The sequence below is a fragment of the Pseudoalteromonas sp. P1-16-1b genome (assembly GCF_001401785.1).
In the GTDB taxonomy this organism is placed as follows: Bacteria; Pseudomonadota; Gammaproteobacteria; order Enterobacterales; family Alteromonadaceae; genus Pseudoalteromonas; species Pseudoalteromonas undina.
The window spans coordinates 234,007-254,842 of record NZ_LKGQ01000004.1 but is presented as its reverse complement, the minus strand read 5'-3'; the positions used below and the strand labels follow the sequence as shown (position 1 = coordinate 254,842).

General features: G+C 39.1%; 19 protein-coding genes. 7 read left to right on the top strand and 12 right to left on the bottom strand.

Features of this window, described 5'->3' with window-relative positions:
• Positions 1 to 105: 105 nt before the first annotated feature.
• The 4 genes from AN392_RS05225 to AN392_RS05210 all read right to left on the bottom strand — a co-directional run bounded on the left by AN392_RS05225 (position 106) and on the right by AN392_RS05210 (position 5,048).
• A complete protein-coding gene (locus AN392_RS05225; protein ID WP_235575572.1) occupies positions 106 to 1,794 on the bottom strand; it encodes a M1 family metallopeptidase in 1,689 nt (562 codons plus the stop codon).
• 312 nt (positions 1,795 to 2,106) lie between these two features.
• The gene (locus AN392_RS05220; RefSeq protein WP_055012058.1) at positions 2,107 to 2,622 is read right to left on the bottom strand and encodes an RNA methyltransferase; all 516 of its coding nucleotides are present in this window, start codon (positions 2,620 to 2,622) and stop codon (positions 2,107 to 2,109) included.
• Entirely contained in the window at positions 2,622 to 3,134 is a 513-nt protein-coding gene (locus AN392_RS05215) for a YcgN family cysteine cluster protein (protein WP_008468055.1), read from the bottom strand. Before AN392_RS05215 ends, AN392_RS05220 begins: the two co-directional genes overlap by 1 nt.
• Positions 3,135 to 3,230: 96 nt before the next feature.
• Positions 3,231 to 5,048, bottom strand: coding sequence for a DUF885 family protein (locus AN392_RS05210; RefSeq protein ID WP_055012057.1), 1,818 nt, complete (start codon positions 5,046 to 5,048; stop codon positions 3,231 to 3,233).
• 153 nt (positions 5,049 to 5,201) lie between these two features.
• Between AN392_RS05210 and AN392_RS05205 the strand changes: the two genes are divergently transcribed.
• Positions 5,202 to 6,473, top strand: a complete 1,272-nt coding sequence (locus tag AN392_RS05205) for an amidohydrolase family protein (RefSeq protein ID WP_055012080.1) — start codon at positions 5,202 to 5,204, stop codon at positions 6,471 to 6,473.
• Positions 6,474 to 6,767: 294 nt separating this feature from the next.
• Positions 6,768 to 9,188 carry a TonB-dependent siderophore receptor gene (locus tag AN392_RS05200; RefSeq protein WP_055012056.1) on the top strand — a complete coding sequence of 807 codons (2,421 nt, stop codon included), beginning with the start codon at positions 6,768 to 6,770 and terminating at the stop codon, positions 9,186 to 9,188.
• 70 nt (positions 9,189 to 9,258) lie between these two features.
• Here the strand turns inward: AN392_RS05200 and adhP are convergent, their stop codons facing one another.
• Positions 9,259 to 10,269: an alcohol dehydrogenase AdhP gene (gene adhP, locus AN392_RS05195; RefSeq protein ID WP_054201589.1), complete on the bottom strand. Its 1,011-nt coding sequence runs from the start codon at positions 10,267 to 10,269 to the stop codon at positions 9,259 to 9,261.
• 217 nt (positions 10,270 to 10,486) lie between these two features.
• Between adhP and AN392_RS05190 the strand changes: the two genes are divergently transcribed.
• Positions 10,487 to 11,035 (top strand): GbsR/MarR family transcriptional regulator, encoded by a 549-nt coding sequence (locus tag AN392_RS05190; RefSeq protein WP_010388849.1) that lies wholly within the window; start codon positions 10,487 to 10,489, stop codon positions 11,033 to 11,035.
• Positions 11,036 to 11,095: 60 nt separating this feature from the next.
• Here the strand turns inward: AN392_RS05190 and AN392_RS05185 are convergent, their stop codons facing one another.
• Together AN392_RS05185 and AN392_RS05180 are read right to left on the bottom strand one after the other, a co-directional pair.
• Positions 11,096 to 12,112, bottom strand: coding sequence for a lytic transglycosylase domain-containing protein (locus AN392_RS05185; RefSeq protein ID WP_054201590.1), 1,017 nt, complete (start codon positions 12,110 to 12,112; stop codon positions 11,096 to 11,098).
• On the bottom strand, positions 12,105 to 12,386 hold the full coding sequence (locus AN392_RS05180) for a YcgL domain-containing protein (protein ID WP_008111526.1): 282 nt from the start codon (positions 12,384 to 12,386) through the stop codon (positions 12,105 to 12,107). The genes AN392_RS05185 and AN392_RS05180 overlap by 8 nt, the downstream gene beginning before the upstream one ends.
• 155 nt (positions 12,387 to 12,541) lie before the next feature.
• Between AN392_RS05180 and minC the strand changes: the two genes are divergently transcribed.
• The 3 genes from minC to minE are packed head-to-tail and all read left to right on the top strand — an operon-like array spanning position 12,542 to position 14,326.
• Positions 12,542 to 13,246, top strand: a complete 705-nt coding sequence (gene minC, locus AN392_RS05175) for a septum site-determining protein MinC (RefSeq protein WP_008111529.1) — start codon at positions 12,542 to 12,544, stop codon at positions 13,244 to 13,246.
• A gap of 5 nt (positions 13,247 to 13,251) precedes the next feature.
• Positions 13,252 to 14,061, top strand: a complete 810-nt coding sequence (gene minD, locus AN392_RS05170) for a septum site-determining protein MinD (RefSeq protein ID WP_008111531.1) — start codon at positions 13,252 to 13,254, stop codon at positions 14,059 to 14,061.
• A 1-nt stretch (position 14,062) separates the two neighbouring features.
• Entirely contained in the window at positions 14,063 to 14,326 is a 264-nt protein-coding gene (gene minE, locus AN392_RS05165; protein ID WP_008111532.1) for a cell division topological specificity factor MinE, read from the top strand.
• Between the two features lie 54 nt (positions 14,327 to 14,380).
• On the opposite strand, the gene rnd is transcribed toward minE, so the two are convergent.
• The 3 genes from rnd to AN392_RS05150 all read right to left on the bottom strand — a co-directional run bounded on the left by rnd (position 14,381) and on the right by AN392_RS05150 (position 18,181).
• Positions 14,381 to 15,511: a ribonuclease D gene (gene rnd / locus AN392_RS05160; protein WP_055012055.1), complete on the bottom strand. Its 1,131-nt coding sequence runs from the start codon at positions 15,509 to 15,511 to the stop codon at positions 14,381 to 14,383.
• Positions 15,512 to 15,561: 50 nt separating this feature from the next.
• Positions 15,562 to 17,214, bottom strand: coding sequence for a long-chain-fatty-acid--CoA ligase FadD (gene fadD, locus AN392_RS05155; protein ID WP_010388852.1), 1,653 nt, complete (start codon positions 17,212 to 17,214; stop codon positions 15,562 to 15,564).
• Between the two features lie 115 nt (positions 17,215 to 17,329).
• A complete protein-coding gene (locus tag AN392_RS05150) occupies positions 17,330 to 18,181 on the bottom strand; it encodes an alpha/beta fold hydrolase (RefSeq protein WP_054201592.1) in 852 nt (283 codons plus the stop codon).
• 186 nt (positions 18,182 to 18,367) lie between these two features.
• Between AN392_RS05150 and AN392_RS05145 the strand changes: the two genes are divergently transcribed.
• Positions 18,368 to 19,657: an alkaline phosphatase gene (locus AN392_RS05145; RefSeq protein ID WP_055012054.1), complete on the top strand. Its 1,290-nt coding sequence runs from the start codon at positions 18,368 to 18,370 to the stop codon at positions 19,655 to 19,657.
• A 67-nt stretch (positions 19,658 to 19,724) separates the two neighbouring features.
• On the opposite strand, the gene AN392_RS05140 is transcribed toward AN392_RS05145, so the two are convergent.
• Positions 19,725 to 20,054 carry a hypothetical protein gene (locus AN392_RS05140; protein ID WP_054201593.1) on the bottom strand — a complete coding sequence of 110 codons (330 nt, stop codon included), beginning with the start codon at positions 20,052 to 20,054 and terminating at the stop codon, positions 19,725 to 19,727.
• Between the two features lie 74 nt (positions 20,055 to 20,128).
• The gene (gene tsaB / locus AN392_RS05135) at positions 20,129 to 20,830 is read right to left on the bottom strand and encodes a tRNA (adenosine(37)-N6)-threonylcarbamoyltransferase complex dimerization subunit type 1 TsaB (RefSeq protein WP_055012053.1); all 702 of its coding nucleotides are present in this window, start codon (positions 20,828 to 20,830) and stop codon (positions 20,129 to 20,131) included.
• Positions 20,831 to 20,836: the final 6 nt, after the last annotated feature.

Genomic DNA, 20,836 nt, shown 5'->3' with positions numbered 1-20,836 from the left:
TTAATAATTAAAAATAATAATAAATAATGAGATTTAAAATCCAAAAAGAACGGTATTTGGTTAAATCTTAAACTCATGACAAGTTGTAATTTAAGCTATATAAGCTTAGCTTTGTTGCTGGCATTGACTAATTATGGGTAACTGTCGCAGAACCTTCATCTGTGGATCGATAACGATAATGTCACTTTTTTTGGCATTGATAGTGATCAGTCCATCCACTGGAGTGTGAGTTGTCAACTTCCCGTTTATAGAAATAGGAACCGGCATTTTAAACGCTGTGCCATCTTTTTCGCTGTTACTCCAGCTTAAATAAGCGACTGTATTGGTACGATCCATGGTTAAGGTTGGTAACGCGGCTTGCTTTAAATACACATCAAATAACCACGTATAATCATCGCCCGTGATCCGGTTAACAATATTAATAAACTCTTGGCTACTGCGATAACGCGACTCGATTGGGTAACTCAAATTAGCTGTTTGCGTTTGACCATATACTAACTCTCGGGCAGCTTGCCAAAATAACTCGTCTCCAATTAGCCATCGCAGAGTGTGAAGCGTCCAACCACCTTTACCATAAATATCTGCATTAAACGCTTCTTTAGAAGTAACTTTCCCTTGTTTAACAATAGGATGGCAATTTTTTAATCCTAAATACGCGGTGTACATAGCATGGTTATAAGCAGCTTCACCAAATTTAAATAAGCTGTAAGCTGGTTGCATATAGAAACCAAAGCCTTCGTGTAACCACGCATCGTTGAGTTTTTCATGGGTCATTAAATTGCCAAACCATTCATGAGCCAACTCGTGCTGAATAAGCCAGTCATAGCCACTTGGATCGCGGGTATACCCTTTACCATAAGCGTTAATGGTTTGATGTTCCATACCCAGATGCGGTGTTTCTACAAAGCCTAATTTTTGCATTCCCCAAGGGTAAGGCCCTAATACAGATTCAAAAAATGCGAGCTGTTGATATACATCATCATTGAGTAGCATAGTGGCTTTGTGGCTGTTTTCAGGTAATGCCCAGAATTCAACAGGTACCTGCGTGCCGTTAATACTTTTATATTGCTGTTGAATACGTTCGAAGGGACCAATATTTAGCGCAATATTGTAATCACTCGCAGGCTCAGATAAAAACCAATCAAATTCAGTTGTATTATTTTTTAATGGCATAATTTTTTTAAGTACACCATTACTAGCAACACTTAACCCCGTAGGTACTGTCACACGAATACGCGTACTGTCGGCTTTATCACTGAAGTGATCTTTGCAAGGCCAAAATAAGTCACAGCCTTCGCCTTGTACCGCTGTTGCTATCCAAGGCTCACCTTGTGCAGTATGGCTAAATACAAAGCCACCACTCCATGGGGGATTAGTAGCTTCATGAGGGTGTCCTGAATAGCTAATGGCAACCTCGACAACTTCACCTGGGTATTTAGCTTCATACAAATCAATAATGATAACGCCCTGCTGGTGACTAAAATTGGCTGATTGCTTAGCAACAGTGACATTTTCAATAGAGAAACGACTATCGAGCTTGAGTTCGACTTGCTGCGTTTTTTTCAGCACTCGAAACATGGTTTTACCTATGCCGGAAATTTTTTTCTTACTGGGCAGGACAACTAGCTGTAAGTCGTAAAAAATTACATCTGTGGTTTGAGCTATCGTGGATAACGACTCACCAGTACTTGCTACTTGAGGATCTAAAGCTGCAGGCTTTGAATAACAGCCTGTTAGCGGAATGCTTAGTAACATTAGCCAACAACAGCAAAACAAGTAACGTACCCTATGCATAAAATGTAAAACCTTGTAGTTATTATTTTTTCATTATAATTACATATTTTTACACTTATAGAGTTAAAAAAAGACGAACTGCTTATTTTTTAAGTTAATTAGTTACTTTTATTTACATTTAACTAGGATCTGTTGATGCTTTGCGGATTAATATTTTTTTAAACTGGGGGCGATTTAATCGTGGTGCGAGGTTGGTAAATTAGTGGTGGGCTCGATAACTGCTCCTGCGCTATTCCATTAGCTTACATCCATGTAAGAATAAGTAAAACCGAGCAAAGCTACCACGTCCTGTTCACGCTTATATTGTGTATATTAAGGTTGTTTTTTCCATTTCATTTTATTATTAGTATCGCGTGAGGAAATAATGGTTTCATCGCTGCTTTGAATTCCGCCCAATTTCGCGAGTCGGTCATAAAGAACAACATTACAAGTTGCCGCTAAATTCATACAACCTATAGTTGGGATATACACAACTTCGTCGCACCATTTTAAAACGTCTTTAGGCACAGAGCCGTCTTCTGGACCAAACACATAAAATGCGTTCTCAGGATGAGTAAACTCGGGTAAAGGAGTGGCACCTTCAATTAGCTCTATTACCACTACTTTTGCGTCTTGTGGCTTAACTGATGCTAAATTGTCGATGGCGGTTAATGGAATACGTTGCACCACATTTTTAGTATCAGTATGAAATTTTTGTGCATTTAAATAACGGTTGCCGGTAAAAAACACCTGCTTGGCGTCATAACAACCTGCTGCGCGTAATACACCACCCACATTGGTTGGGCTTTTAGGGTTTATTAAACCAATACTTGCTTGTAACTTACTCACTAGTTGCAATCCTTGGTTGGCCACTCGGCAATATACAAGTCAAAATCTTCCAGTTTTACATCACAATCTTTTACTGTTTTATCTTTGACTGAAATATTTAGCTCATGCATTTTAGTTTTATCGCCGTTATTAAGTAACGGATGCCACGTTGCTAAACCGCGCCCTTCATGAAGTCGGCGGTAGCTACAGCTTTGGGGCATGAAAAAGATGTCTTTTAGGTTTTCTTTAGTGAGCTTAACGCACGAAGGGACTAAGGTTTGGCGGTTTTCGTATTCACTACAGCCACAGGTATTGTTATCAAGGTATTGGCAAACAATATTAGTGAATATAAGTTGCTCGCCTTCTCTTAGCTGATCGGTAGCAGTAAAGTCATCTTCGTCTTCACTGTCAATAAAGGTGTTTAAACAACACTTTCCACATCCATCACAAATGGCTTCCCATTCTTGTTGGTTCATTTCATTCAGGCTTTTGCTAAGCCAAAATTGGGTATTTGCTAATTGTTGATCAAACATGGTGTTCTCGCCCCTTTTAAGAGCGCGCATTCTAACGTATTGCAGCAAAGCGCGCAAAGCCAATCCCTAATATCTGCATGGCTTCGCGCGATTTTATTACTGCTGAGATTTAACCCAACGTTTAATTTTTTTCTCCAGAATAGGCATAGGTAATGCACCATCAATCAATATTTGCGTATGAAACGCTTTAATATCAAATTGCTCACCTAATTGCTGGTGGACGTAATCTCTGAGCTCTTTAATTTTAAACTCACCCAATTTGTACGATAATGCTTGCCCAGGCCATGCGATATAGCGCTCAACTTCAGCGATAACATCACTTTTTGCCATTGAAGAATTTGCTAGCATGTAATCAATGCCTTGTTGACGTGTCCAACCTTTGGCATGAAAACCTGTATCAAGCACTAATCGCATCGCTCTTAGCTGCTCATCGCTAAGACGCCCGTACCACATATACGGGTCAGTAAATAAGCCCAGTTCTTTGCCTAGGCTTTCTGCGTATAAAGCCCAGCCCTCGGCAAATACCGTGTAGCCGCCAAATTTACGAAAATCAGGTAAGCTTTGCACCTCTTGTTGCAGCGCAATTTGAAAGTGATGCCCCGGAGCGGCTTCATGAATAGACAGCGTTTCGAGTAAGAACTTAGGCTGTGCTTTTAAGTTGTATGTATTGATATAAAATATACCTGGGCGCGAACCATCAGGAGCAGGCCCTGCATACGACGCTCCTGCAGCCGATTGGGCACGATAGGCTTCAACCGCTTTAACAACATAAGGAGCCTTAGGCTCAATATTAAATAACTTTGGTAAGCGAGCGTCTATTTTTACTTTAATTTGTTCATAGGCGGCAATTAACTCATCGGCTGTTTTATAATAAAACTCATCTGAGTCACGTAAGTGGTTAAAAAAGGCTGATAATTCTCCTTCAAATCCTACGGTGTCTTTAACCGTTTTCATCTCACTTAAGATTCTTGCCACTTCACTTAAACCAATCTCATGAATTTCATCCGCTGATAAACTTAATGTAGTATTTTTCTTTATTTGGTAGTCGTACCACGCTTTACCATTGGGTAAATCAGCATAACCAACAGAATCGCGGGCATAAGGAATATAATCGTTAAGTAAGAAATCGCTCATTCGCTGATATGCAGGCACTAATTTATCTAAAATCAATGTTGTATACTGCGATCTTAACTGTTGCTTTTCATCAGCTGAAAAAGAGTCTGGCATGGCTTTAATGGGCGAATAAAAGAGAGAATCTTCTGCGCTTGTAACAACATGCGCTTTAAATTGCGGGAGTAATTTTTTTGCTAATGGCATAGGCAGTACCACATCGTTTTTAACGCCTTGCGCCATTGATTGTTCAACACTTGCAAGCCATTTAACGAAACCATCTGCACGCTTGATAAATTTTTGGTAGTCGGCAACAGTATTAAAAGGCTGAGCACTTTGCCCTGAACCGAATCCGGCGAAGGTATTATGCGCACCCGACATTTGATTTATCGGTAACAAATAATTTTTATATTGCATCCCCTCAAGCTTGAGGGCTAAATCTCGGGATAACACTTCAAAATTCAGTAGCGCTTGACCGGTCAGTTGTGATTCATCAATCAGCGTTAAGCGTTGTTGATATTTTTTGTAAAATGCGGCTTTTTTATCGCGATTAGGCTGCGATATTTCAGGCAAAAATTGATCATCAAATTCATGGCGGCCATTATAAGTAGCGCTTAATGGATTAAGAGCTAATGATTCATCGTAGTACTGAGCAACGAGCACATCTAATTGCTGCTCGGCTGATAATTCGCTTATTACAGGTGCGACTGACTGATTTGTGTTTAATTGTGAGCTGGTGCTCATACAACCACTTAAGGCAAACATAACGCTACTGGCAACCAGTGCTATTTTAATAACTTTCATAAAGATCCTTGTTAGTTTTTACCCGCCAATTATGCGGTTTTAAATAGCTTAAATAAAGCAATTACGGTCAATGCTATTCGTCGCTACATTATTTACTCAATAGCGCATGGTTGCTACATTCAAGTGAATGAAAATAATTATAATGACTTAAACATGAAAAAACATTTATTGACTCTATCAATCGCATTAATAAGCTTAACCAGTGCAAGTACACTAGCCACAACCTATATATCGGCAAAAGCTTTACTAGATGTTGAAACAGGCGAACTTAAGTCTAATCCGTTGATTGCCATAGATAACGGTGTTATTAGCCAAATCCAATTTAATAAAAAGCCCAAGCTTAGCAGTAATGATGAACTGATAAACCTACCAACGCTTACCCTGTTACCTGGGTTAATGGACATGCACGTACATTTAACCAGCGATCCAACCGTGTCTCGAAGTGAACGTTTAGGGCAATCTGTTCCGCGAATGGCCATTAAAGCCAGCTATTTTGCTAAGCAAACCTTAGAAGCTGGATTTACTACAGTAAGGAACTTAGGTGCTGAGGGCTACAGTGTTATTGCGGTGCGAGACGGTGTGAATGCAGGTGATATTATCGGCCCACGCATTTGGGCTGCAGGGCCTTCTTTGAGCATTACTGGTGGGCACTGCGATAATAATCGCTTACCTCCAGAGATGAAATATACTGCCACCGGCGTTGCTGATGGCCCGTGGGCTGTGCGTATTAAAGTGCGTGAAAATATAAAATATGGCGCTAATGCAATCAAACTATGCGCCACAGGCGGTGTATTCTCTAAAGGAACAAAAGTCGGCATACAGCAATACGTCTTTGAAGAAATGAAAGCCATTGTTGATGAAGCGCACATGCGTGAATTACCTGTTGCCGCTCACGCACATGGAACTAACGGTATTAAAACGGCAATTAAAGCCGGTGTAGATAGTGTTGAGCACGCTAGCTTTTTAGACGATGAAGCAATCGCGCTTGCAAAAGAGCATGGAACTTGGCTGTCTATGGATATTTATAATACCGAATATACGCTAAGCTTTGGTGAACAAAATGGCGTGGATGAAGAAAATCTAAATAAAGAACGTCTGGTATCAAAAAAACAACGCGATAGTTTTAAACGCGCGGTTGAAGCGGGTGTAAACATGGTGTTTGGAACCGACGCAGCTATTTACCCGCATGGTGATAATGCCAAACAGTTTTCCCGTATGGTTGAATTTGGTATGAGTGAATTACAAGCTATTCAAGCCGCGACCATTAATAGTGCTAAATTATTAAAAGCTGATAAACAACTAGGGCAAATTAAAACTGGTTTTGCAGCTGATATTATAGCGGTAAACACTAACCCATTAAAAAACATTTCTACACTAGAGCAGATCCCATTCGTTATGAAAGCGGGTGTGGTTTACAAACAGTAAACCCAAAACGCCTCTATAAGGTTGAGCTGCGCTCAACCTTAACAGTTTTTTAGCAAATTTAGCGAATCTGCTCGTTTAGCCATCGATATTTTATTCAAAAGATCTTTCCGCTAAACTAACTATCTACTGTAATACTCCATTGAAATTTTCAAATATGATTACTTTTAAATCACATTGAATAACAATCAAGCAAACGTACCTATTAAAGTAAAAAAAATTGAACTTTTTATTTAATTTTAAAATGATAACCATTATCATTCGCGCAAATTAACAAATGCGAATGGTTATCAGTTTATGAAAAGGTTTCAATACTCTCTCCTCACTCTAGCGTGCTTAAACGCAAGTTTAGCAATGGCTAACGAGTCACAAGTTAATTCAGATATTGAACGAATTAGCGTTTACGAGCAACAAAACCGAGTGGTGATGAATTCAGGTTTAGCAACTAAATCAGACATGTCGCTAATGGAAACTCCTGCACCGGTGGTTATTGTTGATAAAGCACTGATTGAATCACAAGGTATTGATAGACTTCAGGATGTGATCCGCAATGTGAGTGGACTAACTCAAGCGGGTAATAACTATGGCATTGGTGACAACTTAGTTATTCGTGGCTTGGGCGCTAATTACACTTACGATGGCATGTATGGCGGAGCAGGCTTAGGCAATACATTTAACCCTACTCGTTCTTTAACCAATGTTGAATCGATTGAAGTGTTAAAGGGTCCTGCAACTGGACTGTATGGTATGGGTAGTGCCGGTGGTGTGATCAACCTGATTGAAAAAAAACCACAGTTTAACGAGCAACATACCCTAGAAATGGATATTGGCCAGTGGGATAGTTATTCGCTTGCACTTGATAGCACTAATGCAATAACCGACGATTTAGCTTATCGGGTTATGGCCAAAACCGCCTCTAGCGATGGCTTTCGTGATTTAAAAGATCAGCGCGATGAAATTTACTCGTCTTTAAAATATGTGCTTAATGACCAGCAATCTTTTGTATTGTCTGGGGCATATATTAAAGATGCTATTGCAGTAGATTCTATTGGCCACCCTATTCGTATTTTTAACAGTGAATCGGTTAACGGTTTAACTGCAGGAGAAGTATCAGGCGCCGATTTAGTTAATGACCCTACAGCAAGTGGCTTACAATTGAGTGAAGTACAACGAAATGAACTAGCTAACTCTTTAGCAAGCAATGATGGTTTAACACCCTTTAACTTTGGTACCAATGGCATAATATCACCGATGGCAAAGGATAACGAAGGTGAAGAGCTGCGTTTCAAATTAGCGCATAATTATTACATTAGTGATGATTTATTTTTAAATCAACAGCTACAGTACCGTAATTACACCTCTAGCTTTGCTCGCCAAACAGGTGCTTATAATTATGTGTATTGGAACCGACGTGGTGTAATTAACCAAGATCCACGCGCACCGTTAGTTGTTGATAATGTATTACACCCATTTGCGGCCAGACGCCAAGAATATCGCCAAGTAGAAGCAGATGAGAAATCATGGCAATACTTTTTAGATTTACGTTATGACTTTATGCTCGGTAATATAGAAAACGAATTACTGGTTAATGCCAACTACGAAGACCGAGATATTCGTTTTAAACAATACTCCATCTATGATGCCGATAAGGTTATTAAAAACAAAGACGGTGAAGTGATTTATCAAGGTGCACTACCGTATATTTTTGATATACGCCAGCCAAATTGGCCTGCGGATGAATTTGCTGATTATGATCCGCTTAAAACCAGTGATTACAATAAAAAAGTACAAGCATGGGGTGTAGGCCTTCAACATGTTGCTTACATTAACGATAAGATCACTACTCGTATTGGTGTTGCTCATAATCGTATTGAACAAAGTTACGAGCACTTTGGTGTTGACCCTCGTTATAGTCAAAGCCGCGCAAATCCAACGCCAGAAGCAAATACCTCAGACAGTGGTTTAACGTATAACCTAGGTGCTACTTATCAAGTAAACGCTGATATGGCTTTGTTTTTAAATCACTCTAAAGGGCGCACAGCTTACAGTGTTCTTGGCTCTGTTGCCGGTAATGAAGCCGATAGAGACGACTCAGAATCAGTTAGTAATGATTTAGGATTTCGTTTTAAAGCATTTGATGACCAATTACTGGCATCAATTGTGGTATTTGAAAGTGCGCGTACTAATTTAGAATATGCCAACCCTCTTTATGAAGCCGGCGTGTCAGCACCTAATGTAGTAGAGAGCTTCTTTGATGGTGAAGAACAAACAAAAGGTGTAGAGATTGATTTAAATGCTTATTTGAACGATCAATGGAAAGTTAATATCAACGGTGTTTATCAAGACGCCCGCGATAAAACCAACCCAAATCGTGACAGCTATGATACTCGTCAAAAAGGGGTGCCTTATGTAACAGCTAGTTCATGGGTAACATATTCAGCAGCGTTGTTTGAATTACCGCACGCAATAGATTTAAGCGCAGGCTTAACATTTGTTGATAAGCGTAGTACTAACTCAAGTTCATTTGGTATTGATAATGGCTACGTACCGGCTTATACCGTATATGATGCTGCGGTTAGCTATAAAGCAGACAACTGGCAGATGCAATTAAACATTAATAACCTGTTTAATAAAAAATACTATTCTAAAGCCATGTTTTTAGGCGGAATGCCAGGTGAAGAACGTAATGCAAAGCTAAGCTTTAGTTACACACTTTAATAGTTTAATAATTTAAAAAGCACGGTATTTCAATTGAGATACCGTGCTTTTTTCATGTAAAAACTTAATATTAAATCGTAACAACTATGCGGCCGTTTATTTCGCCTTTAAGCATGTCATCAAAAATTTCATTAATATCTTCAAGTTTTTTCTCTTCAATGATGGCTTTTACTTTGCCTTGCGCAGCAAATTCAAGACATTCTTGCAGGTCTTTGCGCGTACCTACAATAGAGCCAACCACTGAAACACCATTTAATACGGTGTCAAAAATTGGCAATGGCATGTCTTCAGGCGGTAATCCAACCAATACACATTTCCCCCCTCGGCGAACACTTTTATAAGCTTGTTCAAAACCTGGTTTTGATACTGCCGTACAAACAACAGCATGCGCGCCACCTACTTGCTCAAAAATGGCCTCACTGGGCACCACTTCTTTAAAATCAAGCGTAATATCAGCACCCAACTCTTTAGCTAGCGCCATTTTCTCTTTACCAGTATCTACCGCAATAACATTAAAGCCCATTGCTTTTGCATATTGCACTGCTAAGTGCCCTAAACCACCCACACCGACAATAGCAACCCATTGACCTGGTTTAGCGCCAGACACTTTTAAAGCTTTATACGTTGTTACGCCCGCACAAAATAAGGGGGCAGCTTCAGCAAAACCTAAACCTTCCGGTATTTTGATGATGTAGTCACCATGAGCTAAACAGTATTCTGCATACCCACCGTCAATAGAGTAACCAGTATTATGTTGCGATAAACAAAGGGTTTCGCGTCCATCTAAACAAAACTCACAATGGCCACATGCACTGTATAGCCATGGTACGCCTACTCTATCGCCCACTTCTAAGTGCTTAATATTACTTCCTAGTTTTTCTATTACACCAACACCTTCGTGTCCAGGTACTAATGGCATTTTTGGTTTTACCGGCCAATCACCATGACATGCGTGTAAATCAGTGTGGCACACACCACAAGCGGCTATTTTTACTAGGACATCGTTAGGGCCTACTTCTGGAATAGGTAAATCGGTGATCGCTAACTTGCCTTTATATTCTGTATTTATTGCTGCTTTCATAGTCATTCCATCGTTTATAAAAAGTTTATGCTATTTAACAAGGGCGTTAAACAGCAAGATTATGTTGCATACCCGCAACATACCTCACTATAAATGCTTAAATATTAATCTATATCAATCATTAGTCGTAAAACGTGGTTTTTTATCCCAGCTTAAGTCTTGCCATACTTAACCAGCGTGCTAGCATAGATTTCATTTATTTTTGAAACTTGTAACAATGACATTATCAGAAAAAAACTTTGCCTTTGTAATGCATTGTGGTGAGATGGGCAGCCGCTGGGGATTTAATCGCACCATTGGACAAATGTGTGGTTTATTGATTATTACTAAAGATCCAATGACGGCAAATCAAATCGCTGATGCGCTAAGTATCTCTCGCGGTAACGTGAGTATGGGGATCAAAGAATTACAATCTTGGCAGCTGATCAAAGTAATGCATATCCCAGGAGATAGAAAAGAGTACTATGCCCCTGCAGGCGATATTTGGGATATGGCAAATCGCGTATTCGAAGAGCGCAAAAAACGTGAAGTTGAGCCTACACTGAGCTTACTCCGAGATAACTTACTAGACGAAGCAAGTAACGACGATGAAATTTATGCTCAAAAACAAATGGGCGAAATCCATAACTTACTTGAAACAGTAACTAAATGGTCCTCAGAATTACAACGTTTAACTCCTGAGCAGCTTAATAAGCTAATGAAACTAGGTTCAGGGATTGGCAAAGTCATTGACCTAAAAGATAAAATATTTAAAAAAGAAATTTAGTCGATATGTAACTCACAAAAAAGCCGCAATTTGCGGCTTTTTTTAGTTATTTGCTTTAGCTTAAATCTTTGGGTAAGCAATTCTATCTGACAAATAGCCCACGCTAGTTGCAAAGTAATATGACCGATTCCAGTGCATAAATACCTTGTAGTTGTCGTATGCTAAATACATGCGCCCATTTACATCATCAGGCATCACTAGTGCAGCATCCACAGCAACATTTGGTAAATCGCTGCCATCAGCACGACGAACCCCTAATGCTTGCCAATCAGCGAGTGAGCGCTCTGAATTGTTCCAATATTCAAGCCATTGCTTACGTGTTTTAGTACCGCGTTTTAAAATATACTGCTGGTCAAAATCAGCAGGTAATTGAACTTGGCGACCCCAGGTTAAGTTGTCATTCCAACCCTCTTGCTTTAAGTAATTAGCAATAGAGGCAAACGCGTCTTCCTTGGTTGTCCAAATATCTTTGCGGCCATCATTGTTGTAATCTACAGCATAGGCATTAAATGAGGTTGGCATAAATTGAGTTTGCCCCATTGCACCTGCCCATGAGCCTTTAAATTTATCAAGCGTAATATGACCCGACTTTAATATATCCAGTGCTGCCCATAATTGGCGCTTGTATAGAGCTTCACGGCGTCCATCAAATGCCAGTGTTACCAACGATGAAATCACGTTGTGGCCACCTTGAATGGCACCAAAATTACTCTCTAAGCCCCAAATAGCCACGATAAAGCGTGCTTGAACACCAAAGTCTTTTGCGACCTTCTCTAAAACTTCTTGGTTTTCTTTATATAATTTACGCGCACGATCAATTTTCCATTGAGGCACACGTTTTGGTAAATATGTTTCCAGTGTTTCTTTTACTTCAGGCTGATTTTTATCTGCAGAAATCACTTTTTCTTTATAAGATGCAGTGGCAAATGCTTGCTCAATTAACTGAGTATCGTAGCCTTTAGCTATTGCCTCTTGCTTTAAATTAGTAAGGTATTGTTGAAACTCAGCTTGGGTTTTTGCCATCACCGATGAGCTTAAACATACACCACACAATACAACTGCTAATTTTTTAATCACTATCTACTCCATTTTGTTTTCTTAATTGACTCAGCAAGTTTTCCTCTGGTGGCGGAATTTGTAAATAATAGCCTTGGTCGCTGAGCGACTGTTTTAAAGTGTCTAAATCCGCTACGCCTAATTGAGTTCGCTTAGCTAAGTTAATGATCATCACGTACTGAGGTTGACCAAACATGGCCATTAAAGGTTCCGGAACTTTACTAAAATCGTCTCTTTTTTCAATAAATAAGAAAGTATCTGCTTTTTTCTTACTTTTATATACCGCAGTTAGCATTATGGCCCTATAAAATCTTGCTTAACAGTGCTACACACTATAACATGGCAATAATAATAAGTTATAAAAATTAGTGTGGAAACTTTAATAAAAGCCTTGTTCAGCCTAGGTTTATATAAAGTTACATGCTAACTAGACAATCCAGTTGAGCATCTATGTCGGACCAAATTTTTGAGCTAAAAGGCAACCTTTTTACGTTATCAGTTTTACATCTTTATAGTACTGATATTAACCTTCTAGCAGAACAACTGTATGTAAAAATAGCCCAAGCCCCAAAATTCTTTGAGGGTGCCCCCATTGTCGTTAATTTAATTGAAGTAAAAAACAGCACAATCGACTTTGTTCATTTAAAATCACTTATTGAACGCATGAGCTTTAATGCGGTGGGTGTATGTAATGGTTCGGATGAGCAACACAAACAAGCAAAAGCTGCAGGGTTATCTGTTTTAAACTATTCACAAGACGTTAAGAGTGAACCCGCAAGAGTAGAGCCTAATACGTCAGTGGTTGAAAAAACCGTGTATTTACCAGCACAAATTATTAATGGTGCAGTACGCTCAGGCCAACAAGTTTACGCCAAAGACCGTGATTTAGTGGTGTTAGGTGCAGTAAGCCATGGTGCAGAAGTGATTGCCGATGGTAATGTACACATTTATGGAACTCTACGCGGCCGTGCTATTGCCGGTGCAAAAGGGCTAGAAAACGCATATATATTTTGTAATAAATTAGAAGCAGAACTCGTTTCAATCAATGGTAATTACTGGATCAGTGACTCACTGCAAGGTGAACACTGGGGTAACGCAGTTCAAATACAACAAAAAAATGAATCTTTAGAAATTTCAGCTTTGGTTAAAGGATAAATCTCATGGCAAAAATAATTGTCGTTACCTCGGGTAAAGGGGGTGTTGGTAAAACAACATCAAGCGCAGCAATTGGTACAGGCTTAGCACTAAAAGGCTACAAAACTGTTATCATCGATTTTGATATCGGCTTACGTAATTTAGACCTAATTATGGGTTGTGAACGTCGCGTAGTGTATGACTTCGTTAATGTAATCAATGGCGAAGCCAACCTTAACCAAGCACTCATAAAAGATAAACGTGTAGAGAAGTTATTTTTACTTCCTGCATCACAAACACGCGATAAAGATGCACTCACACGCGAAGGTGTTGAACGTGTACTTAATGAATTAAAAGAAGACTTTGACTACATAGTCTGTGATTCTCCGGCAGGTATTGAAGCCGGTGCAATGATGGCAATGTACTTTGCTGATGAAGCAATTGTAACCACTAATCCAGAGGTTTCATCAGTACGAGATTCTGATCGTATACTAGGAATTTTACACAGTAAATCTAAACGCGCCGAAGAAGGTTTAGAAAACATTAAAGAGCATTTGCTAATAACACGCTATAATCCAGATCGTGTAACAAAAGGTGAAATGCTATCTGTTGAAGATATCCAGGACATTTTAGCCATCGACTTACTAGGTGTCATACCTGAATCTCAAGCAGTACTTAGTGCATCTAACTCAGGACAACCCGTTATCCTTGATAGCGAATCTGACGCAGGCCAAGCTTATGCCGATGCGATCAGTCGTTTATTAGGTGAAACGGTTGAATTTAGATTTTTAGATGTTGAGAAAAAGGGTTTATTCAAACGGATATTTGGAGGTTAATGTGTCTTTACTTGACTACTTCCGCTCAGAAAAGAAAAACAGTGCGTCATTAGCAAAAGAGCGATTGCAGATCATTGTCGCGCACGAACGTTCTCAGCGTGGTACACCTGATTACTTGCCGCAATTAAAGCAAGATATATTAGATGTCATTCGTAAGTACGTAAATGTAGGCGCCGATGCGGTTCAAGTTCAGTTTGATCAAAATGAAGACGATTTAGCCGTACTCGAGCTCAATGTCACATTACCTGACGAAGAAAAGAAATAACAAACAAGGGCGCTAAGCGCCCTTTTTATTTGTTTATCACTCGCCTTTATGACTTTAATTATCCCACTCTTTTAGAGCATCTTTAACAAAGTCATAGCGCCATGAACTGAGTAAATCTGGCTTTATGTGATTTAATTTTTGCTCATCTGTTAGCTTCCAATTCCAACTAATTAGCTGATTAATTTGCTTTTTAGATGCCATGACGTCTTCTGGTATATTGTGCTCTTTAGCAACTTTCGTAATTTTTTGTTTGATTTCTTTCGCTACTTTTTTATACGTAGGAAAATCAATTAAACGTTTTAGTACTTGTGGGTGCTGCTCATGTGGAACTGTTTTAGCCTGCTCAATGCACTTTAAAATTTCAACCCCTGAACGATTCACTTCAATAGGCTCAACACCCGGAATTTGTCTCAAGGCATTTAAACTTGAAGGACCTCGTTTAGCTATTTCAGTCATGTTGTGCTCTTTAAGAACAAAATTAAGCGCTAGATTTTTTCGAATTGCTTTATTTCTTCGCCACACAGCTAACTCTTTAAGTACCACTAATTCATGCGGCTTAAGCTGCCATGCATTTTTAATCTCTTTATAAAGTAGCTCATCTGGTGTTTGAAAAGCACGCTTGTTTGCCACTAATTCACTTTCATTGATCACAATGTCGAATAAATCAGCTGCTCTAATGCTGTCTATAATTAACTCAAAACAGGGCAGTAAGTGAAACGTATCGGCCGCAGCGTATTCAAGTTGTTTTTGAGTGAGAGGACGTTGTAACCAATTGGTACGCGATTCACTTTTATCAATTTCAATATTCAACAAGGTTTTTACCATTAAGGCAAACCCCATACAGTTACCCTCGCCTAATAGCTGAAGTGCAAACTGAGTATCAAACAATGGATAAGGAACAAAACCTGCGTATTTTTGAAAAACCTCAATATCTTCAGAAGGAGAATGAAGTACTTTTAACACGTTTGGATCTTTAAGTATCTGCCAAAAATCAAATAAGGAAAGCTCTGCAAGCGGGTCGATGAGTGCTAAATGTTCGCCATCATAAACTTGAATGAGTGCAACTTCGGGATACAAAGTACGGCGGCGCATAAACTCGGTATCAATAGCAAGAATGGGTTTGTTTTTTATTTGTTCTACAAACGTATTTAGCTCATTTTGGGTTTGGATCAATTGGTAGTGCACTGAGTCTCCTACAATAAAAAAGCCGACATATGTCGGCTTTTTTATAGTTGCTAATCTTTTAAGGCTCTTCTGAGAATTTTACCCACGTTAGTTTTGGGTAACTCATCCTTAAACTCAACGAGTTTAGGAACCTTATAATTAGTTAAATTATCACGACAATGTTTTATTATATCTTTTTCAGTTAAAGAAGGGTCTTTTTTCACAACAAAAACTTTAACTTGTTCACCACTAATGTCATGAGGAATACCAATTGCAGCAACTTCTAATACACCTTCGTGCATTGCAACCACTTCTTCAATCTCATTTGGGAAAACATTAAAGCCTGAAACAATAATCATGTCTTTTTTACGGTCAACAATATAGAAGAAACCTTCATCATCGTACGTCGCAATATCACCGGTTGCAAACCAACCATCTTTTAAACATTCAGCGGTTGCGTCTGGGCGATTATAGTAACCAAGCATAACTTGAGGGCCTTTAACCCATAGCTCGCCTGGCTCACCTTTAGCCGCTTCTTCACCGTTATCAAGCATTAACTTAATATCTGTACTTGGCGCAGGTAAACCAATAGAGCCATTATATGCCTCTAAATCATATGGGCTAATTGTTACTAATGGAGCACATTCAGTTAAGCCATAGCCTTCCATTAATTTAGTATTGGTCACTTTTTGCCACTTTTCTGCAACAGGACGTTGTACCGCCATACCGCCACCCAATGACATTTTAAGGTGACTAAAATCAAGTTCAGAAAAACCAGGAGTGTTTAATAAACCATTAAATAGAGTATTAACCCCTGTAATAGCAGTAAATTTATGCTGGCTCAGCTCTTTTACAAATCCAGGCATATCACGTGGATTAGTAATTAAAACGTTTAAACCACCGTATTTCATAAATGCCAAACAGTTAGCTGTTAGCGCAAATATATGATAAAGCGGAAGTGCGGTAATAACCACTTCACTACCACGGTCAAGAACTTTGTCTAAACAACCAGACACTTGTTCAAGGTTGCCTACCATATTGCCATGGCTCAACATTGCGCCTTTAGATACACCGGTAGTTCCACCTGTGTACTGTAAAAAAGCTAAGTCACTTAGATTGACGTCTGGGCGTGTGTAACCATTGGGATCAGCTTTTAATAAATCACAAAATTTAATCGTGTTAGGTAACGTGTAACTTGGCACCATTTTTTTGAAATGCTTAACTACAAAATTAACTAAATGCTTTTTAAGACCCCCCATCATGTCACCTACTTGGGTAACCACAATGTGTTTCACGTCAGTGTTAGGCAGCGCTTTTTCAAGCGTATCAGCAAAGTTAGCTAGTATAAATATTGCCGATGTTTCAGAATCTTTTAGCTGATGCTCTAGCTCACGTACGGTGTAAAGTGGATTAACGTTAACCACAACGCACCCTGCGCGTAAAATACCTAAAATAGCAATAGGGGTTTGCAACAAGTTAGGCATCATCACAGCGACTTTATCGCCTTTCTTTAGCCCTAAATCGTTTTGAATATAGGCGGCAACACGTTTCGTTGCTGCATCTATTTCGTTGTATGACAATGTTTTACCCATATTTGTAAATGCAGGTAAATCTTTGTATTCATTAAAACTTTTTTCAAACACTTCGAGTAACGAGTTGTAGTGCTCAGGATCGATTGTTTCAGGCATACCTTCTGGGTAGCGCTTAAGCCAGATTTTTTCCACTCTTAGCCCCTGTTTATAATTATATTTTTATTAACCTTAATCTAAGTAAGGCACTTTCACAATTGAGCAAATACTCTAATCTAGAGATAATCCCACATTTATCGGTAATATACAATTAACATGCACTACTTTGCACCATAAATGCGTGAATGTGTTCAAAACATAGCCCACTACTTTGCATATGGCAATGATGTCCACCGGGCACATCTATTACACTCAAGTTATTGTAATATTTACTATACTTGTCTAAATTTTGTTTTACAAATGGATAACCTTTATCACCTAATATTAATTGACATGGTGCAATTAATTCTTTTATTGCACCAATACATTGCGCTTCATCAAATCGAAAACCTGAGTGATTTTTAAGCTTAGGATCAGTTGTTAACTCAAACCCACTGTGCATTTGTTTTATATTTCTGTCCATCAGCAACGCAATTAGTTCATCATTTAAATCAGTTGTTTTTGCACGCGCTTGATAAATTTGCTCTTTAGAAGTATATGTCCTTGATTTTTTAATCGTTAACCGTGCCCTGTTAAGTATGGCATTTCTTAGTTGCGAAGCGACTTCATTTGCTTGCGTGGTAACGCAGCCAATTCCTTCAATAAAAGAAACGGATTTAACATACTCGTTAAAACAACTCGCAAATAAACCCGCGACCATCGCCCCCATCGAATGCCCGACCAAGTGTACCTTTTTTAATTTAAGCGCTGTGATTAAGGCATACACATCATCCACATAATCAATAAAGTAGTAATGTGCCTGAGGGCTTCGCCAAGATGATAGTCCATGCCCTGCAAAATCAATACAATACCATGTTTGATTTGACGGTACGTCAGTTAGCATAGGTGCAAAGCTAGCACTGTTATCTAACCAACCGTGAAGCGCAATAACAACCTCTTCACCGTCTCCAAATTTAAGGCCATGTATATCTAAGTCGTTAGCTTTGACAGAAAATGGTTGCAATGCAAACCTCTACTTTTTATTTGGTTATAGCAGTAACATACAAGAGTTAATACACAAATAATAGAACCGAGCTAGAAGAGCACACACTTAAATTGCGAGATTTCATAACATATTCATTTATTTATCTGGTCATCAGTATACAATAATAGTCGCTATTAAAATAAGTACACTTAAAGGGTACACACAATGAAAAAACAGTTCGGCTTATTAGCGCTTTTATGTACAACAACAGGAGCATTTGCTCAAACAGCGCCTAAAAATGTTATTTATATGATTGGTGATGGCATGGGTCCCGCTTTCACAACCGCTTATCGATACTACAAAGATGACCCAACAACAAAAGAAATAGAAACGACCGTTTTTGATACCATATTAAAAGGCATGGCGCACACGTATCCAGATGACCATACCTATGTTACAGACAGCGCAGCAGGTGCAACTGCACTTAGCAGCGGCCATAAAAGTTATAATGGCGCTATTGCCGTCGATACAGCTAAAAAGCCTGTTAAAACCATGCTAGAAATTGCAAAAGAGCAAGGAATGACAACAGCGTTAGTAGCTACCTCACAAATAAACCATGCAACACCAGCAAGTTTTGCCGCACATAATGAATCAAGAAGAAACTACGATGATATCGCTAATGACTACATTGACAATAAAATTGCAGGTAAATTACCGGTAGATTTAATGTTAGGCGGTGGTACTCAATACTTTATTCGTGATGACAGAAACTTAGTCGACGAATTTAAGCAAGCTGGTTATCAATATGGCGATGATATTCAAAACCTTGGTCAAATCACTCAAGTGCCTGCTATAGGTTTATATGCACCTAAAGGCTTACCGTTTGCTCTTGATGAAAACCCAACAAGACTAAAGCAGTTAACTTCTAAAGCGTTTGATTTGCTTGATGGGCAAAATGATAAAGGCTTTTTTGTGATGATTGAAGGCAGCCAAATTGACTGGTGTGGTCACGCAAACGACATTGCCTGTGCAATGGCTGAAATGGATGACTTTGCTAAATCAATCGAAACGGCTAAAGCCTATGTAGATAACAACCCAGACACTATTTTAGTGATCACGGCAGACCACTCAACAGGCGGTTTAACTATTGGTGCACATGGCCAATATAAATGGGAAACAGATGTCATCAAAGGTGTAAAAGCCACTGCGGGCACATTGACCAAATTACTAATGGAGTCAGATAATCTTAAAGCGGTATGGCAGGAAAATACTAGTATTGAGTTTACAGCTGAAAACGAAATTAAGCTTAATCAAGCCAAAGCTATGGGTTTAAAAACGCTCAATTTGGCCGTTAAAAGCATTATTAATGACTTAAGCTTTACAGGTTGGACAACAGGCGGTCACACAGCGTCTGATGTACAAGTATTTGCTTATGGCAAAAATAGTGATGACTTTGTTGGCTCTCAAAATAATACCGATATAGCTAAAAAATTGATTGGTTACATAGAACAATAATCTCAGTAATGAAATTAAAAAAGCCCGAATGATTCATTCGGGCTTTTTTGTTTTTTTTTAATCTTAGCTAAGCGTATATATCAACACCAATTAAGCTTTGAACTTCAGCTCTTCGCTCTAAATTAGCAAACTCAGTATAAGTAGAAATCGCTTTGCTTACTTGAGCACTGGGTTGATCGTAAATAGTTTGGCTGTATTGGGTATCTTTGCTGTTCGCTTTTGTAAACTCTTTAGCAAGTTCAAGCCCTTCTGGGCTGCTTTTGACATAATCGGTATTAGATTTTTGTGATTTGGCTTGCTCTATTACTCGTTCAGGCTGCGCCGGAACTACCGAAGTAGAACGCACCTTAGCAGGTATATCACCTGTAAAAAAACCTGAACTTATAGGTAGCGACACAGCGCTTCTCCAACCAACAACATACTTTAAATTATGATTTAAAATCGCTTAATTTGCAAACAACCGTGTTTATCTTATTCACGGCCCGGTAATTTTTTCCATGTTACCGTATCACGCACATACTTTGGTTGTGCATCACTGGCTTTTACACCCTTACCTGCAAGGTACTGCGCCTCTACGAGTGCCAACATATAGTGTGCATCCGGTAAGGTTACTTCAGGCTGTATGGTTACATTATTAAATGGCGTTAGTGCATCAGGGTAACTTTTAAAACCAGTCCCCACGGCTGCAGCATCGATATTTGAATCTATCAAAGTTGCATCTAACAATTCAGGTTTGAATACTCGCTCTTCGCCTTTAAGTGTCATCAATCCATCTTTTGCGTGGTATTGAGCAAAGTAGATTTCTCCCATACGCGCGTCAATACTAGAATAAACATCGTTAGCACCAAACTGTTCAAACGCCTGTTGCGCCATGACTGCTAAAGTAGATACCCCAACTAATGGTAAATTAGTTGAATACGCAAGACCTTGGGCAATGGCTACGCTTATACGCACGCCAGTAAAGCTACCTGGCCCTTGGCCAAATCCTATTACGTCTAAATCTTTTAATTTACAGCCGGCTTTACCAAGTAGCTCATCAATAAGTGGCAGAATTTTTTGGCTATGCTGCTGCGGGCACTCTTCAAAATGATGAAATGTTTTACCCTGATAATGCAAAACAATTGATAATGCTTCAGTAGAGGCATCTAGGGCGAGAATGTTACTTTTGATCATTTTTGT